The organism is Enterococcus sp. 9D6_DIV0238 (assembly GCF_002174455.2).
GTDB classification, from domain to species: domain Bacteria; phylum Bacillota; class Bacilli; order Lactobacillales; family Enterococcaceae; genus Enterococcus_L; species Enterococcus_L dunnyi.
Genome location: NZ_CP147246.1, coordinates 2,931,960 through 2,949,207 on the forward strand (window position 1 = coordinate 2,931,960; position 17,248 = coordinate 2,949,207).

The following is a 17,248-nucleotide window of genomic DNA, read 5'->3' on the forward strand; positions in this document are numbered from 1 at the left end:
ACTAATTTTTAAACTTTACAACAATTTACTATACAATAGGCAAGTCAAAGGAATATCTTTACCTGCAATTTCCATCTTGATAACTTTTTCTTTATCACGTTTAAATCCCATTTTTTCATAAAACTGATAAGTGCAGTTGTCATCTGTATATAGATAAATCAATTTATTTCTTTCACGTTTGCTAATTTCATTTATCAATATTGTTCCAATTCCCTTTCTATGTATTGTAGGATCGGTAGCTAAGAAACAAATTTCACCGTCTGGTGTAATATCTTTCGAATATTCCTCAAACATTTCTTTGTTGGCTACATCATAAGTATCGGCTCCATTTATGGAAAGAATTGACATAAGAATTTCAAATATTTGAATATACATTTTTCTCCAAATTGACGAATAATGTTTCGGTTCATTTTTAATATCTGCCATAAGAATACCAACTAGTTTATCATCCATATACGCAGCTAATACTTGTGTAGAACGTTCTAGTTCTGTGTAAAGAAAAAACCTGCCATATAATCTGAGTGCAAATTTATTGTCAATGTATTTATCAAAATTCATTCCCTCTATGGCAAAATCAATTGCTTTACCAAAATCTTTTTTATCTAATTTTTTTATTTCAATTGCCATTTTTATTGCCTCCAGTATTTTCTATTCCTATAATTTCATTTTCAACGATACTACTAAGTTGTTCGGATATAGTAATTAGTTGCGAGCATTTTTCCACGCCAAGGGTCGATAATATATTGCTCTCGAATAGTTCAATTTCTTTGAAAACTTTTTCTAATTGTTGAATACCAGACGTAGTGAAATGAATGTATTTCTCTTTTTTGTTACTTCCATTAACAAGCACTAACAAATTTTTACTAATGAAGTTTTTCAAAATACTATGAACGGTAGATTTAGGAAGGTGCAACCTGTCGCAAATCTGTTTTTGTGTAACGTTAACAGAATCATTGACAATATAAAGCAACATTAAAGAATTGAAAGTCAGTCCATTCTTTTTTGCTATATCTGAATATGCCAAATCAATCTGATTTAATGCATTATTCAACCGAATCATTATTTTTTTATAATCCATAGGCTTCTCCTTTTAGTGCGATATCGTACTTTTATATTACTTCTATTTTATATTAATGTCAAATTTGTAACTGTTGCACTTAATTAGACAATTCTAGTAGACAAAGGAAATGTATGTTCTTATAGTTGAACTGTCTTAAAGGAAGGTGATTATTATGTCGGACAAGCCCGATTTATCAGATACTTATTTTATGTAGTATGAAGATAGGAAAATGAAAAAATGGATGACTGCATTTTCGATTGGTGAATTAACCAATGCAATTAAAAAAACGAAAGATGAAGCAAGAAAGGATATTCCACGATTGCCGCAACAAGATTTGTTAAACATAGAAAAGTGTCTAGAAGTTTCTATTAAGCAAAACGAAGTTCTGAAAATACAGAAGTGAAAGTTAAATCAGGATGGAGTAATCCTTAGGAGGTATGGATATGGAATTAAAATTTAGTGTTGTCAAAAAGAATGAAGCAGAGAGATTGATATTAGTTACGGCTATAGGACTTTTAGAATCTTTGGAAAATGAGTTGTTAACAATTGAGGATTGTGAAAATTATTTGTTCAGTCCGTATTCTGTGAGTATTCTAGAGGAAAAAGGATTAAGTGAAGATGTTATTGAAATTATAGAGTTAGGATGCGAATTAGAAGATATTCAATCTTTAAGACCAGCTAAATTAAAAGATGGAATACGAGAGTTGAAAGAGCAATCAAAAGAATGTTTGAAAAAAATAGCGCCGTTTGATGATCCGTGTAGTGTAAAGAAGTGGTTAGATAATAATTGAGGTAAGTAAAATTTTCATTTAGGTATACGAAAATTTTTAGCAAAAAATGCTATGAATTTTCGTATACCTTTATTATTAGCAAAATATGTCGCCTTACTAGAATTCATCATTATTTAAACTAAACGAAAAATCACAGACAAAACTTCTCATTACAATGGTGTTGACTAATCATACTCAGCAGAGTATGTTAAAATGGAAAATATGAAAATAAAGAGATGTTAGTAGTAAAAGTAATTGAGAAATTATGGTAAAAAGATGGTACAATATACGTTCTGAGAAATAATGTAGAAAAAAACTGCTTGAAAAAATAAAGATCAATGAGTGATTTCCTAGATAGACTTCCTGAATATATAAGCGATATTCTTGATTCTTATTAGTTTTTTAATAAACGTTGTTACTGTTTTTGTTACCGCCTGAAATCATAGGCACTATCAACACTTGATGTGAAAGGAAGTTTAAAAAAATATGCATTATCCTGAACCTATTGCTAAACTAGTTGAAAGCTATATGAAATTACCCGGAATCGGGCAAAAAACAGCTGTTCGTTTAGCTTTTTATACCCTTGATATGAAAGAAGAAGATGTCAATGCTTTTGCTAAGGCGTTGATCAGTGTGAAGCGCGATTTACATTTTTGTAGTATATGTGGAAATATCACAGAAGAAGATCCTTGTGAGATTTGTCAGGATAAAACGCGTGACCGCAGTATTATTTTGGTAGTTGAAGAGCCCAAGGATGTCATGGCAATGGAAAAAATGCGTGAGTATCATGGTTTATATCATGTTTTACATGGAGTTTTATCACCGATGGAGGGAACTGGACCAGAAGATATCAACATTGCGCCATTGATCCAGCGTTTACATGATGATGAAGTCAAAGAAGTCATTATTGCAACGAATGCGACGACAGAGGGAGAAGCTACAGCCATGTATCTTTCCCGCTTGATCAAGCCTGCTGGAATTACTGTAACTCGTCTGGCACATGGACTATCTGTGGGTAGTGATATTGAGTATGCAGATGAAGTGACCCTATTAAAAGCAGTCGAAGGAAGACGAGAATTATAATATATATGAATAACGGTACAGTAAAATGGTTTAATGCAGACAAAGGCTTTGGTTTTATCACAGGAGAAGATGGTCAAGATGTGTTTGCCCACTTTTCAGCTATTCAAGCGGATGGATTTAAATCACTAGACGAAGGTCAAGCAGTAACTTTTGATACTGAAGAGGGTCAACGTGGAATGCAAGCTGTTAACATCCATAAAGCATAAAAAAAGCCGCCATTGTGTGGCTTTTTTTATGTGAGATGATAATGTTATCGCAGAAGTCCAATGTGGACACAAACCATTAATATTTATAAAGTATAATTAGTTAAATGTCACAAGTTATTATGGCTTTTTTTACTGAGAGTAAAATAATAAATGGGATTTGGATAATAGATAAAGGACATTAGTAAAGTTTAGATGAAAGAATTGGTGATTGTTGCGCAATATTTCGGGTTGAATTTCAATTTTCCGATTCAATAAAACGAATAAAATCTGATACATAACTTTTTAAACTTACACATTTTAACGTGGAAAGGTGAATTCAAGCGAAAAAAAATATAGCTCTTTTCTGTTTTTTATGAGTATTCTCTTATAGATAATCGTATCATTTGTACCAAATAATTTTAGCCTTTATAGTAATAATTGTACAAATGGTTTGAATATTTTATGAAAGGATGGAAATTATGGAAAAGAACACAAGAAAAAGAGGACTTGTATCTTATTTGGCACCTGATGAAGGCGCGGGCGTGAATATTTCGTGGGGAGCAATCGTAGCTGGTTTAGTTTCATTCTTTGCAATCTTTATTACATTAAGTTTGATTGGTTCAGCAATTGGTTTTGGTATAGTTAAACCAACCTCTGATAATCCATTGGATGGTGTTGGTACTGGATTGACAATTTGGACAGTTGTAACGTTTATTTTGGCTTTATTTTGTAGCGGCTTTATTGCCGGAGTAGCAGCGCGAAGAATAGGGTTACTCCATGGTTTTCTAACTTGGGCAACGAGTGTTTTAGTTTTAGTAGCTATTCTTTCGTATACAGCAATTGGAGCTTTTTCAGCAGTAGGATCTTTATTTGGCGATATCGTCTCAGCAACAGGAAGTGGTATACAGACAGTAGCGTCTGGGACTGCAGATACAATTGGTAAATCTTTCGATAAAGTTACAGAGAATGTTCAGTCAGTGAATACAGATGAACTTCAATCTCAAGTAAAAAAAGTATTGTCCGATACTGATGTCCCTGAACTACAACCAAATTATTTAGAAGATCAAATGAAAGAAGCAACTAATGAAATTACAGATGCAGGCAAAGAATTAGTAAAAGATCCAGAAAATGCTGATAAAATCTTTAAAGATACTGGGAACTCTTTAAAAGAAAGAGCAAAAAATATAGGTGATTCTGTTGATCGTGAAGCGATTGTAAATGCTGTCTCAGCAAATACGGAACTTTCAAAAGAAGAAGCTGATCAAGCAACAGAGAACATTTATAATGAATTACAAAAAGCCTCTGACGAAGCACAAAAACAAATTGAAACAGCCCAAACTAATCTTGAAAAAGCTAAGGATGATTTGGATGAAACGATCAAAGAAGCGAGAGAAAAAGCAGAAGATGCTTCAAATACGGTGGCAAAAGCTTCTATTTGGAGTTTTATAGCTATGGTCCTTGGAATGATTATTACTTCTTTTGCAGGTATGTGGGGCGCTAATTTAGTAGAAAATCCAGAAACAGAAAGTAAACTGTGATTAATAAAAATATTTTAGAAAAAATATAACAGAATTCAAAACTGAAACTCCAGATACAAATCCGTGTGATTTGAGTTTGGAGTTTTTTATTAAAAGTTTTCTTTAGACATAATTTTAATGAGTAAATAATTTTTATTCGGTTTTTCTTAGAGAACGACTATCAAAATTCAACAATACTGATCGTGAAGCCGTCATATCCTTTAACACCAACGGTTTCTATGGCTGTTGAGCTCAATTCAGGATGGGCAGCAAGATCATCGATGAATGAGCGTACACCAATCACTCGGCCATCTGAGCTATTTGCGTCTAGAACAGCACCATCACGTACGACATTATCGCCAATGATGATTGTTCCTGGTTTGGCTAATTTCAGTGCATATTCTAAGTAGACAGAGTTGTTTTCTTTATCCGCATCAATAAAGATCAAGTCAAATGGAACAGTTTCAGAGGCCGCTAAGCGATCGAGATTTTCTGCAGCTGCGCCGATCAGAATCGTTACTTGTTCAGAAACATTTGCCATCATTAAATTTTCTTTGGCAACAGCCGCGTGTTTGGGATCAAACTCAAGAGAAATTATTTCCCCACCAGGTTCAAGAGCCTTAGCAAACCACAAGGTACTGTAACCGCCTAGGGTGCCGATCTCTAGAATTCGTTTAGCTCCTTTGATTTTTGCAAGAAGATAGAGAAATTTTCCTTGACTGGGAGAGACATCGTGCGGCGGTAATCCGTGCTTTGCGTTATTTTGTAGGAGTTTGTCAAAAAGTGGGTCGCTTCCTACCAGTTTTTCACTAAAATAAGCATCTACATCAGAGAATGAATGTTCCAACGGATTCACTCCTTTTTCTTTATAGCATCAGTGTATCATGAAAGTAAATAAATGAAAGTCTATTCATCTCGGACAATTCAATTAGACTGATTGTGATAGATAAAGTATAATAGGTAGAAGGAATCAAAGTAAGTTAGGGGATTAGTAAAGTGCAAGGTATTTTTATAACGATCGAAGGACCAGATGGCGCTGGAAAAACAAGTGTCTTGAATGAATTATATCCAAGATTGGATTTGGCAGCAGAAAAAAGCATCATCAAAACAAGAGAACCAGGCGGCATTCCTATAGCTGAGAAGATCCGCAAAATCATTTTAGATCCAAAAAATCAAGAGATGGATGAACGAACAGAAGCGTTGCTTTACGCAGCAGCTAGACGTCAGCATCTGATGGAGAAAGTGTTGCCTGCGCTTGAAGCTGGCAAGATCGTTTTATGCGACAGGTTTGTAGACAGTTCATTAGCCTATCAAGGAGCTGGCCGCCGTATCGGCGTTGAAGCTATTGCCTCGATCAATGAGTTTGCGATCGAAGGAACAGTTCCTGATTTTACGATTTATTTGGATGTCGATTCTGATACAGGTTTGAACCGAATCAGGAATAACCGTCAACAGCAGATCGATCGATTGGATTCTGAGGGATTGGAATTTCATCAGCGTGTGCGTCATGAATACTTGAAGTTAGTTGAAGAAAATCCGCAGCGAATCACCAAGATCGATGCTAGAATGAGCTTAGAAAATGTTGTCGAAGCGACTTTTCAGGCAATTGTAACTCGTTACCCAGAATATTTTAGAATTTAGGAAGGTGTTTGACTATGAAAATTATTTTAGCGATCGTCCAAGACAAAGACAGTAACCGTTTAGCCAATGAGTTTATCGATGCAAATATTCGTGCAACGAAGTTGTCGTCGACCGGGGGCTTTTTGAAAGCTGGAAATAGCACATTTATCGTTGGTATCGATGATGAGCGTGTAGAAGAAGCATTAGAGTTGATCAAACAAACCTGCCAGTCTCGTAAACAATATGTGTCAACACCAGTGACATTAGATATTACGATGGATGGTCAAGTACCTTATCCTGTAGAGGTCGAGGTTGGAGGAGCAACAGTCTTTGTACTCCCAGTAGAAGGATTCCACCAATATTAAGATGAACGAAGCACAATATTTAAGTGAGCAGCAGCCGTTGCTTTACCAACAACTTCAAAAAAGCTTTGAGCATGGTCGTCTTGCCCATGCTTATCTTTTTGAAGGGGATACAGGAACTGGTAAAAAAGAATTCGGGTTGTGGATGGCTAAGCATGTTTTTTGTACCAATTTAATAGATAATACTCCATGTAATCAATGCAATAATTGTTTGAGGATCAATGACAATGAACACCCTGATGTGTTGCGTGTAGCTCCTGACGGTCAAACGATCAAGGTCGATCAGATCAGAGCATTAAAAGCGGAGTTCAGTAAAAGCGGTGTGGAAACAGCGCAAAAGGTTTTTTTGATCGAGCAGGCAGATAAGATGAGTATTGGCGCAGCGAATAGTTTGTTAAAATTTTTGGAAGAGCCGGAAGGAAAAATATTGGCGATTTTGGAAACAACTTCATTAACAAAAATTTTGCCAACCATTCAATCCCGTTGTCAGGTACTGCATTTTCAACCGCTTGTAAAAGAAAAATTGATTCATACATTGACAGAAACAGGTATCAGTAAAAATAGTGCAGCTCTTTTAGCAGAACTCACAAATAGTTTTGACAAAGCAGTTGAATTATCCAAGGATGAATGGTTTAATGAAGCTAGGGAAATTATGCAGCAATGGTTTGATTACTTGATCAAAGATGATCTGCAGGCCTTTGTATATGTTCAAAAAAAGATGGTCAAAGTCTTTAAAGAAAAAGAACAGCAAGCATTGAGTTTTGATTTACTACTTGCTTTTTACCGCAAACAACTCACTGACAGTGTCTCTAAGGAACAGCTCAAGCGTGTGATCGAACAACAGGCACAACGGATCGAGCTGATTTTAAAAGCACGCCAGAAATGGGAAGCAAATGTCAGTTGGCAAAGTGTTTGTGAACAATTAGTGATTCGAATGATCCACCCTAAAACATAAATAGGAGGAAGAAAATGGTAGAAGTAGTAGGAGTTCGTTTCCGTGAAGCTGGTCACATCTATTATTTTGCTCCTGGAAAATCAGAGTATTTTTACAATGATAAAGTTCTTGTGGAATCACAGCAGTCTAAACAGCTGGCCACAGTTGCGATACCTAAAAAGACGGTCGATCCGGAAGATTTGCCGGAAGAATTGAAGCCTATTTTAAATAAAGCATCAGAAACTGATTTAGAAAAAGAACAAAAAAATGTGGATGATGCACAAGCGGCACTAAGTGTGGCGAAAGAGAAGATTCGTGCGCATGAATTAGAGATGAAATTGATTCGTGTCGAGTATACATTTGACCGTAGCAAAATGATTTTCTATTTTACTGCAGATGGACGAATCGATTTTCGTGAACTAGTCAAAGATTTAGCTGCAATTTTCCGTACAAGGATCGAATTGCGTCAGATCGGTGTTAGGGATGAAGCGAAAATTTTAGGCGGAATCGGTCCATGCGGCAGACAATTATGCTGTTCAACTTTTTTAGGTGATTTTATGCCTGTTTCGATAAAAATGGCAAAAGATCAAGGACTATCTTTAAATCCTGTAAAAATTTCTGGCTTATGCGGGCGCTTGATGTGTTGCTTGAAATACGAAAATGATGAATATGAAGCAGCGAAAAAAGAATTACCTGACTATGGAAAAGATGTCATGACACCAGATGGCAAAGGCCGAGTAGTTGGTTTGAATCTTTTAAGTAGAATTATCAAAGTTCGTTTAGTCGGACGTGAAACGGCCGTCGAATACGACTATGAAGAAATCAAAGAAGCAACAGAAAAAGCACAAGCTGAAAAAGGTGATCAGAATGGATAAGCGTTCTTTATACGATGGACTGAGTTCTCTTGAAACAGATTTACAGGGAACTTTGGGACAATTATCCGAAATCAAAGAAGCACTTCATGAGCTAGTCGAAAAAAATACAACGCTTGAGATAGAGAATCAGCGATTACGTGAGCATTTACAGGAAGTCACGAAGCTTTCAGAAAATACTGATGATCTTACTGATCCGGCAAAACAAGAGCTATCTAAATCTCGTATGAATTTAGAAAAGCTTTATGAAGAAGGATTTCATGTATGTAATATCTTATATGGTTCTCGTCGTGAAAACGATGAAGAGTGTGCTTTTTGTTTAGATGTTATTTATGGTGAACGATACAAATAAAGAGTTGACATGGAAAGTGTAGGACAGTGGTTATGTACATTTGTTTTGCACTTTTAGACTTTGAAGAGGCTGGGAGTGAAACATTTGTCCCACCTTTTTTGTGTAAAAGGAGAATGTATGCAAAAGCAAAAAAGTTTTGATTCAGCTAATCAGGGGCAGCTTTACTTAGTGCCGACCCCTATTGGAAATTTAGAAGATATGAGTGTTCGGTGTATCAATATTATGAAAGAAGCGACGATCATTGCGAGTGAGGATACCAGAAATACACAGAAGTTATTGAATCATTTTGAGATTTCTACTCCTCAGATCAGTTTTCATGAACATAATTATAAAGAACGAATTCCGCAATTCATTGAACGTTTAGCTTCTGGGGAAATGATCGCACAAGTGAGCGATGCAGGGATGCCATCCATCAGTGATCCGGGTCATGAATTAGTGACTGCTTGTATTGAAAATGACATTAAAGTCATTGCACTCCCTGGTCCAACAGCTGGCATCACAGCGCTGATCGCATCAGGATTATCTCCTCAACCCTTCACTTTTTATGGTTTTTTGCCTAGAAAGAAAAAAGAACAGCTCGAGTGTTTAGAGCAGCTGAAGCAGGATCGTCCAACACAGATATTTTACGAATCTCCTCATCGAATCGCAACTACAGTGAAGCATGTTGCAGAAGTTTTTGGAGAGGAACGGAAGGCTGTGATTTGCCGTGAATTGACAAAGCTTCATGAAGAATATCTACGAGGAACTTTAGCTGAATTAAGAGATTATTTGGCTGATCACACCTTAAAAGGAGAATGCTGTCTATTAGTAGAAGGGTTTTCTGGAGAAACGCTTGACCAAGAAGAGCTTCATTTATCGATCAAAGAACATATCGAATTTTTGATCGATGAAGGACTTTCTTCAAAAGAAGCGATCAAAGAAGTTGCGAAACAAAGAAACTTGAAAAAGCAAGAGGTCTATAAGGAATATCATATTAATTAAAATTTAGAAGAGCTTAATTATTAGCGTGTCTTTTCTCTTCTTTTTTTATATTTTATGAAATGGAACAATCATCATTTTTTTGATTTTTGTTCCATTTTTTTCTCTTAAATTTATCATTTCTGAAAAAATATGATACAATACGTCTTTTTTTTTTGTAAAATAGGGTATTAAGTTTTGTATTTTTTATTTAAAGAATAAAAAAACTTGATAAATGTGCTGAGAATAACAAAGGAGAAGAAGGATGGGCAAGAAAAGAATAGTTACTTTAATTCTAATGATTTTGGGTATTGTTGTGTTTGGGGAAACAACGGAAGCGGCTCAACTTGATTTACCAGTCAATACAATTACAGGTTCTGTTTATCAAGATATCAATGAAAATGGTGTGATGGAGCTGAAAAATTTTGAGATCACAGTTCCAAAACAACAGGTTCGTTTGTATCATTCATTGGTAGATGCACAACAAGATCAAAATGTCATTAGTGCGACTAATACGAATGCAGTAGGTATGTTTAGCTTTAGTAAACTAAAACGAGGAAATTATTATATCCGTTACGACTTTGACAAGGCTTCTCGTCCGGTCAACTTTGCTCAAAATGTATTAGATGATGCTGGTATTCAAACCAGTGGTATCGCTAAAATAGATGCAACAAATCGTTCTAAATTATTATATACAATCGACCTTCCGCAAAAGCGTGTGACCAATTTGGAAATTTTACCTTTTGAAGATAAAAACTGGAATGGGTTAATGGATCCAGAAGAAGCAATTATGGATGGTAAAACAATGATCATTTTGAATGTTCGTCGTTTTTCTGAAGTTATCAAGAATAAAGAACTTGATGGTTTGGATGTATCCAAATTGCTTTCGGGTGCTCTAGGAGGCAATCTCGACATCTCAGATGCGATTTATTTTAGAACGACAAAAAATGGTCAGCTCATAAATATGCCGGATGTCACTTCAGATTTATATATTATTATTCGCTCTCCATTTGATCTGACTTTGACCTCGATGGTTGGTAACATCACCAAGATCAATGCATTGTTGGCTATTATACAAGGTGGGGATATCGAGGCGATTTTGAATGATCCGGAATTGATCGCGGCAGGTGATATCGATACAAATTCAGATAATGAATATATCCATCTGTTAGCATCGATCTTACCAAAAATAGCTGATGAAGTGGATAAAATCAACTATAATGAGATCATTGGAGAAGATAATGCTGCCGTGATCACGAAAACGACCAATCAGTTACGAGCAATTGAAACGCTACTTAATAAGATTCCTGCGATGCGCTTTGTCAAAGTAGATCATTTCGGGAATAGCTATGATTTGACAGGTCTGAAATTCAAACGTACAAATCAGTTTTTCTTTGGCATCAAAAAATATGCAACCTTATCAGGATATGCGTTTAATGATAAGAATAAAAATGGTAAAAAAGATCTGTTAGAAAGACTACAATCGATCGATCTAACTATTTATGATGCTAAAGGAAATGTTTTGAGCACTGTGAAAACACCAGCTAGCATCGGTGAATACAAATTGATCAACTTACCTTATGATCAAACTCTTTATCTAGGAATCCCTGAAAACCTAACGAGCACGACAGCAATGACTGTAGATAAACCAGCAGCATTAGCAGACAAGAATATCATTGGTGAATACTATATAGAAGGAACTTCAGGAAACGCTAGTTTAAGACAAGATATTGGTATCATCAATTAATTAGAGAAATAAAATATCTCGGCACATAAAAAACAAGGATTGAAATCATTGTCATTTCAGTCCTTATTTTTGGTGAAATCGCTCTATTGGTATAGATGTCATTTTTCATCACGTGAATTGTCAGAAAAATCAAATTATTTTTTATTTTCAAGATATTTTCATAGGAAAATGAAAACAAGGATGCTAAAATACCGATAAAGCTAAATGAAGGTTGGCTTAATTTATTGATGGAGGGGTTTAGTATGGAGGCAGGAAATATTGCGTTTATTTTGATATGTTCGGGTATGGTTTTTTTGATGACGCCTGCGTTGGCTTTTTTCTACGGAGGTTTGGAACGGCGCAAGAATATTTTGAATACGATGATGATGGTCATCTGTGTAATGGGACTGGCTTCAGTATTATGGGTGATGATCGGCTATTCTTTATCTTTTAGCGGCTCAAATGATTTTATTGGGAATCTTGACAAGCTATTCTTTAACCATGTATCGCTGACAGAAGGAGAAAAAATTCCGGAGGCATTATTCGCTGGTTTTCAAATGATGTTTGCTCTGATCACAACAGCAATTATTACTGGAGCGGTCGTTGGTCGAATGCGTTTTTCAGCAATTTTTTTATTTATTGGGATTTGGTCGCTTGTTGTTTATTATCCGATGGCTCACATGGTTTGGGGCGGAGGATTTTTAGATAAAATCGGATCGATCGATTTTGCTGGTGGAAATGTAGTTCATATCAGTTCGGGGATCTCTGGTTTAGTTTTAGCAATGGTTTTAGGGCAGCGTCGTGAATATCATCAAACGGAATATAGACCGCACAATATTCCTTTCGTTGTTTTAGGAGCCGGTTTACTTTGGTTTGGCTGGTTCGGATTCAATGCGGGTTCTGCTTTAGCAGCTGATAGTTTAGCTATTCATGCGATGTTGACAACAAATACTGCGGCGGCAAGTGGGATGCTGTCATGGATGCTTTTAGAGAAGTGGAAAATTGGTAAGCCAACAGTTGTTGGTGCTTGTACAGGAGCAGTCGTTGGTTTAGTTGCGATCACACCAGGAGCTGGATTTGTTTCTCTTTGGAGCTCTTTTGTATTGGGCGCATTAGTTAGTCCATTTTGCTATTTTTTCATTTCTTTTGTCAAACATAAAATTGGGTATGATGATGCGTTGGATGCTTTTGGCTGTCATGGTGTTGGTGGTGTATTTGGCGGGATCATGACAGGAATTTTTGCTGATCCGGTGATCGGAGGCAAAACAGGCTTGCTTTATGGCGGAACAGAATTATTTATGGCACAGATTGCTAGTATCGTCTTCACGCTGATATTTGCAGGAGCAGCCAGCTTTTTGATCATCAAAGGAATTCAGCTGTTTATGCCGATTCGTGTTTCAGCTAAAGAAGAGGCATTGGGATTAGACCGGATCGAGCATGATGAAACAGCATATCCTACGTTTATGGGATTAGATTCATAGGAGGAAAAGAAATGAAAAAAGTGGAAGCCATCATTCAGCAAGAAAAGTTAGAAGAATTGAAACTCGCATTAGATCAGAAGTTGGATACGACAGGAATGACTGTCACACAAGTATTGGGATGCGGCAATCAAAAAGGATTGAAAGAGTATGTACGTGGACAAGAAATCATTACAAGTCTTTTACCTAAAATAAATGTTAGCTTTGTTGTCTTCGATGAAAAAGTAGAAGACATCATTCAATTGATCTTGACTATTTGTCAGACAGGAGAAGTTGGGGATGGTAAAATTTTTATCTCTCCAATAGAAGAAGCTATTCGGATCAGAACAGGTGAAAGAGGAAAAGAAGCAATATAGTTTAAAAAGAGGATGGGACAGAAGCGTCAAGCTTCGAGAAATAAGAGAGAATTCACGAAAATTGCTCTTCAAATTTTTGTGAATTTCAGCTTATTTTCGAAGCCTTCAAATCTTAGTGCTTTAGCACTTAGAATTTGATGTGATCGAAGCGAAGCGTAGTAGTTGCTTCTGTTTCCACCGTTTATTAAGATTTAGAGTGCGAAACAAAACTGATTTTTAGTTTTGTCCTGCACTCTTTTTTGCCACTTATTTAAGCAGTCGATTTTGATTGTAAATGAACAAACGTTCGTATATAATAAAGACATAAATGAAAGTGTAGACAGGGGATAATTCATGAGAATCGGAGACGTTTTGTATGGACATTTTGAAGTAGAAGAAGTTCTAGAACAGCTGATTTTGTCAAATGAGGTTCAGCGGTTAAAAGATGTACATATGGCTGGCCCAGCCTATTTACAAAATCCATTGTGGAATGAGACACGTTATGAACATTCTGTCGGTGTAATGCTATTGATCAGAAAATTAGGCGGTACGTTGGAAGAACAGATAGCAGGATTACTTCATGATGTTTCGCATACAGCTTTTTCTCACGTGATTGATCTTGCTTTGGAAAATGAATCAGATGATTATCATGAAAAAATCAAGGCAGATTTGGTTGAACATTCAGAATTACCTAAGTTATTGCAGGCATATGGTTTTGATTATGAACAGATTTTATTTGACGATCAAAAATGGACATTATTAGAGCAAGAAGCACCAAGACTGTGCTGTGATCGAATAGACTATACACTTAGGGAGGTACACCGCTATTTTGATGTTCCTCTTTATGAAATAAAACAATTCATCGAAGATATTCAGATCGATGACGGGCAAATCACCTTACGATCGATCGACTGGGCTGTTTGGTTTATCGATCAATACTATAAAGTTGTGATCGACTTTTTCTATGATCCTCGGAATATTTGCAGTTATGAATGGATGGCTCAGATCATTCGTATCGGTTTAGCCGAGGATATGATAACGATGATGGACTTGATGGGGACAGACACAGCGTTTATCGAAAAAATCAGAAGGATAGACTCTGAAGTGATTCAATCCTTGATAAAGCGAATGGAAGCACCAGCTTCTTATGTTGTTTGTAAGAAAGAAGATAATTATGATATCTATCAAAAAAAGAAGACACGAATCGTAGACCCTGTTCTTATAAGAGACAAGCAATTAGTTCCAGCATCAACTGTATCTGAAAAAGCAAGGAGCAAGGTAGAACAGCTGCGTTCGGATAGTGAGCAAGGAATTTATCTTAAATTGATTTGATGATGGCTTGAGTGAATTTGACCAAAGGAGGATAGATTGATGATCAGTGAATTGCGTTTCCCTTTACGAAAAGATACATCACGTAAGATTATCCATATCGACATGGATGCTTTTTTCGCTTCAGTTGAAGAGCGTGATCATCCTGAATTAGTTGGTCATCCTCTCGTGATTGCCCGTCATCCCAGTGATACAGGAGGAAAAGGCGTAGTGACGACAGCCAATTATGAAGCAAGAAAATTTGGTATCCATTCAGCGATGAGTGCGCAAAAAGCTTTTGAACTTTGTCCGCAGGCTATTTTTAAAGCAGGCGATCATCAAAAATATTCGGAAATTTCTCAGCAGATTCGTGCAATTTTCCGGAGATATACGGATGTTATTGAGCCTGTTTCGATCGATGAGGCTTATCTTGATGTCACCGTCAATAAAATCAATAGTAAATCAGCGATCAAGATCGCGAAACTAATACAGTTTGATATTTGGAATGAGCTGCATTTAACCTGTTCGGCAGGTGTCAGTTACAATAAATTCTTAGCAAAACTAGCTTCAGATTTTCAAAAACCAAAAGGCTTGACTGTTGTGATGCCGGATGATGCAGAAGCTTTTTTAAAAGCACTGCCTATTGAAAAATTTCACGGTGTTGGCAAAAAAACAGTACCGAAAATGCATGAATTAGGTATTTTTACTGGAGCAGACTTATACGAAAAAGATGAGATGGAACTGATCAGCAAGTTCGGTAAAATGGGGTATTCACTCTATCGAAAAGTTCGTGGGATCCATGATTCACCTGTCAACGTGACGAGAGACCGTAAATCAGTTGGCAAAGAGCATACGTATGGCACGCCATTGACCACACAGGCGCAAGTGACAGCTCAATTGAGGCAGTTGGCAGAACGGGTGGAAGCGTCCTTGGAGCATGTTCAAAAGCATGGGAAAACGGTCGTTCTAAAAGTTCGTTATACTGATTATACAACCGTGACGAGAAGGCAAACATTACCTGAGTATATTTCAACAAAAGAAGAACTATTTTATCAAGCGAATTTGATATGGGAAGAAATTTTAGGCTTAGAACAAGGGATTCGATTATTGGGTATCACGCTAACCAATCTAGATCCTATGGCATATGAAAATATTATTTTACCTTTATGGGAAAAGAAAGAAGAATAAAGCGAAGCTTTCGTTTTACTCTTCTTTTTATGCTACACTCAAGAATAAAGGTAGGGGAAATAGATGAGCAAAACAATCATGTGGTTTAGAAAAGACCTGCGCTTAGATGACAATACAGCGTTTATCCAACTGTTAGAACAAACAGCTGCAACTGAAGAGCTTATTTGTATTTTTCAATTGAATCCAGCACAGTTTATCCCGAATAGCTATAATCATGACGCATTTTTTTCTAGTGTAAAAGCATTTCGTGAGCAGCTTAAAACAAAAGAAATACCGCTTCATTTTTTATATGGTGATCCAGAAGAGAATTTTTCAGAGTTAAAGACTGCTTTTCATGATTGGCAAACTATTTTTTTTAATAAAGATGAGCGAGGCTTTGGTCGAAAGCGGGATCAAAAAATGACGGACTTCTTTAAAAAGCAGAAGATCCAAGTTCATGCTTATCAGGATAGCCATCTGCATGGTGTTGAGGAAATCAAAAAGCCTACGGGAGAAAAGTATAAAGTTTTTACACCTTATTATCGAAACTGGCAAAATCAACCAAAAAAAGCGTATGAAAAGTTAGCGACAATCGATCGTACGTTTTCAAAAGTATCCCATTCGTTATTTCTTGAGGGCGAAAATAGATTTAATGAAATAGTAGAAAAGATAGATTTGCCCTTTACTTATGATTGTGGTGAAGCCAATGCAGAAAAAGTTTTGAAAGCATTCATCAAAAATGAATTACATGCATATGAAAAAAATAGAGATTATCCATTTATAGATCAGACAAGTAAGCTTTCCCGATTTTTAAGAACAGGAGAATTATCTATTCGAAAAGTTTGGCAGGCAGTTATTGTTGAGCCGGATTCTGATGGTCGGCAAACATTTATTTCTGAACTTTGCTGGAGAGATTTTTATAATATGATTTATTTTGCGAACCCTGATCAAAAGAAACAAGAAATCAAGGAACAGTATCGTCAGCTCCGATGGCAATACAATAAGCAGCTGTTTGAGCGTTGGCGAAAAGGTGAAACAGGTTATCCGATCGTAGATGCAGCTATGCGCCAATTGAATCAAACTGGCTGGATGCACAATCGTTTGAGGATGATCGTGGCATCATTCTTAACGAAAGATTTATTGATCGACTGGCGGTTAGGAGAGCAATATTTTCAAAAACAATTGATCGATTATGACGCAGCCAGCAATATTGGCGGTTGGCAGTGGGCCGCTTCAACTGGGACAGATGCGGTTCCATATTTTAGGATTTTCAATCCAACGACTCAGAGTGAAAAATTTGACTCTAAAGGAGAGTTTATCCGTAAATATCTACCAGAATTGAACAAAGTTCCTAATAAATTTATTCATGAACCGAGTAAAATGCCGAAAGAATTACAAGAATCACTCAATGTTTTCATCGGGAAAGACTACCCGAAACCGATTGTTGACCATAGTAAAATGCGGGCAGAGATCCTTACTTTCTTTAAGGAAAATCATTAAACGAGATGAAGGCTGGGACAGA

Annotated in this window: 20 protein-coding genes; 17 read left to right on the forward strand and 3 right to left on the reverse strand. The window is 36.4% G+C overall.

What is annotated here, in order from left to right; genetic code table 11:
- Window positions 1-15 precede the first annotated feature (15 nt).
- The gene (locus A5889_RS13790) at window positions 16-627 is read right to left on the reverse strand and encodes a GNAT family N-acetyltransferase (protein ID WP_087639385.1); all 612 of its coding nucleotides are present in this window, start codon (window positions 625-627) and stop codon (window positions 16-18) included.
- Window positions 617-1,078, reverse strand: coding sequence for a MarR family winged helix-turn-helix transcriptional regulator (locus A5889_RS13795; RefSeq protein WP_087639386.1), 462 nt, complete (start codon window positions 1,076-1,078; stop codon window positions 617-619). The genes A5889_RS13790 and A5889_RS13795 overlap by 11 nt, the downstream gene beginning before the upstream one ends.
- A 211-nt stretch (window positions 1,079-1,289) precedes the next feature.
- Between A5889_RS13795 and A5889_RS13800 the strand changes: the two genes are divergently transcribed.
- From A5889_RS13800 to A5889_RS13820, 5 genes are all read left to right on the forward strand, one after another.
- On the forward strand, window positions 1,290-1,463 hold the full coding sequence (locus A5889_RS13800; protein WP_176372733.1) for a hypothetical protein: 174 nt from the start codon (window positions 1,290-1,292) through the stop codon (window positions 1,461-1,463).
- Between the two features lie 40 nt (window positions 1,464-1,503).
- The gene (locus A5889_RS13805) at window positions 1,504-1,851 is read left to right on the forward strand and encodes a DUF3969 family protein (protein WP_087639392.1); all 348 of its coding nucleotides are present in this window, start codon (window positions 1,504-1,506) and stop codon (window positions 1,849-1,851) included.
- A gap of 465 nt (window positions 1,852-2,316) precedes the next feature.
- Window positions 2,317-2,913 carry a recombination mediator RecR gene (gene recR / locus A5889_RS13810; protein ID WP_087639393.1) on the forward strand — a complete coding sequence of 199 codons (597 nt, stop codon included), beginning with the start codon at window positions 2,317-2,319 and terminating at the stop codon, window positions 2,911-2,913.
- Between the two features lie 5 nt (window positions 2,914-2,918).
- A complete protein-coding gene (locus A5889_RS13815) occupies window positions 2,919-3,119 on the forward strand; it encodes a cold-shock protein (protein WP_087639394.1) in 201 nt (66 codons plus the stop codon).
- 458 nt (window positions 3,120-3,577) lie between these two features.
- Window positions 3,578-4,636: a hypothetical protein gene (locus A5889_RS13820; protein ID WP_087639376.1), complete on the forward strand. Its 1,059-nt coding sequence runs from the start codon at window positions 3,578-3,580 to the stop codon at window positions 4,634-4,636.
- A gap of 160 nt (window positions 4,637-4,796) precedes the next feature.
- Here A5889_RS13820 and A5889_RS13825 read toward each other — a convergent pair whose 3' ends face one another.
- Window positions 4,797-5,462, reverse strand: a complete 666-nt coding sequence (locus A5889_RS13825; protein ID WP_087639377.1) for an O-methyltransferase — start codon at window positions 5,460-5,462, stop codon at window positions 4,797-4,799.
- 149 nt (window positions 5,463-5,611) lie between these two features.
- Here A5889_RS13825 and tmk point away from each other — a divergent pair, with 149 nt between their 5' ends.
- From tmk to A5889_RS13885, 12 genes are all read left to right on the forward strand, one after another.
- Complete coding sequence (tmk, locus tag A5889_RS13830; protein WP_087639378.1) at window positions 5,612-6,256, forward strand: dTMP kinase; 645 nt, start codon at window positions 5,612-5,614, stop codon at window positions 6,254-6,256.
- A 14-nt stretch (window positions 6,257-6,270) separates the two neighbouring features.
- Complete coding sequence (locus A5889_RS13835) at window positions 6,271-6,600, forward strand: cyclic-di-AMP receptor (RefSeq protein WP_069662228.1); 330 nt, start codon at window positions 6,271-6,273, stop codon at window positions 6,598-6,600.
- Window position 6,601: 1 nt separating this feature from the next.
- Window positions 6,602-7,552: a DNA polymerase III subunit delta' gene (gene holB, locus A5889_RS13840; RefSeq protein ID WP_087639379.1), complete on the forward strand. Its 951-nt coding sequence runs from the start codon at window positions 6,602-6,604 to the stop codon at window positions 7,550-7,552.
- A 14-nt stretch (window positions 7,553-7,566) separates the two neighbouring features.
- Window positions 7,567-8,406, forward strand: coding sequence for a PSP1 domain-containing protein (locus A5889_RS13845; RefSeq protein ID WP_087639380.1), 840 nt, complete (start codon window positions 7,567-7,569; stop codon window positions 8,404-8,406).
- Complete coding sequence (locus A5889_RS13850; RefSeq protein ID WP_087639381.1) at window positions 8,399-8,755, forward strand: DNA replication initiation control protein YabA; 357 nt, start codon at window positions 8,399-8,401, stop codon at window positions 8,753-8,755. The genes A5889_RS13845 and A5889_RS13850 overlap by 8 nt, the downstream gene beginning before the upstream one ends.
- A gap of 117 nt (window positions 8,756-8,872) precedes the next feature.
- Window positions 8,873-9,736 (forward strand): 16S rRNA (cytidine(1402)-2'-O)-methyltransferase, encoded by an 864-nt coding sequence (gene rsmI, locus A5889_RS13855; protein WP_087639382.1) that lies wholly within the window; start codon window positions 8,873-8,875, stop codon window positions 9,734-9,736.
- Window positions 9,737-9,977: 241 nt separating this feature from the next.
- Window positions 9,978-11,459, forward strand: coding sequence for an SdrD B-like domain-containing protein (locus A5889_RS13860; protein WP_087639383.1), 1,482 nt, complete (start codon window positions 9,978-9,980; stop codon window positions 11,457-11,459).
- 242 nt (window positions 11,460-11,701) lie between these two features.
- Window positions 11,702-12,919: an ammonium transporter gene (locus A5889_RS13865; protein WP_087639387.1), complete on the forward strand. Its 1,218-nt coding sequence runs from the start codon at window positions 11,702-11,704 to the stop codon at window positions 12,917-12,919.
- An 11-nt stretch (window positions 12,920-12,930) separates the two neighbouring features.
- Complete coding sequence (locus A5889_RS13870; RefSeq protein ID WP_087639388.1) at window positions 12,931-13,272, forward strand: P-II family nitrogen regulator; 342 nt, start codon at window positions 12,931-12,933, stop codon at window positions 13,270-13,272.
- A 333-nt stretch (window positions 13,273-13,605) separates the two neighbouring features.
- Window positions 13,606-14,583 (forward strand): HD domain-containing protein, encoded by a 978-nt coding sequence (locus tag A5889_RS13875; RefSeq protein ID WP_087639389.1) that lies wholly within the window; start codon window positions 13,606-13,608, stop codon window positions 14,581-14,583.
- Window positions 14,584-14,622: 39 nt separating this feature from the next.
- Entirely contained in the window at window positions 14,623-15,747 is a 1,125-nt protein-coding gene (gene dinB / locus A5889_RS13880) for a DNA polymerase IV (RefSeq protein ID WP_087639390.1), read from the forward strand.
- Between the two features lie 63 nt (window positions 15,748-15,810).
- Window positions 15,811-17,226, forward strand: coding sequence for a cryptochrome/photolyase family protein (locus tag A5889_RS13885; protein WP_207114661.1), 1,416 nt, complete (start codon window positions 15,811-15,813; stop codon window positions 17,224-17,226).
- Window positions 17,227-17,248: the final 22 nt, after the last annotated feature.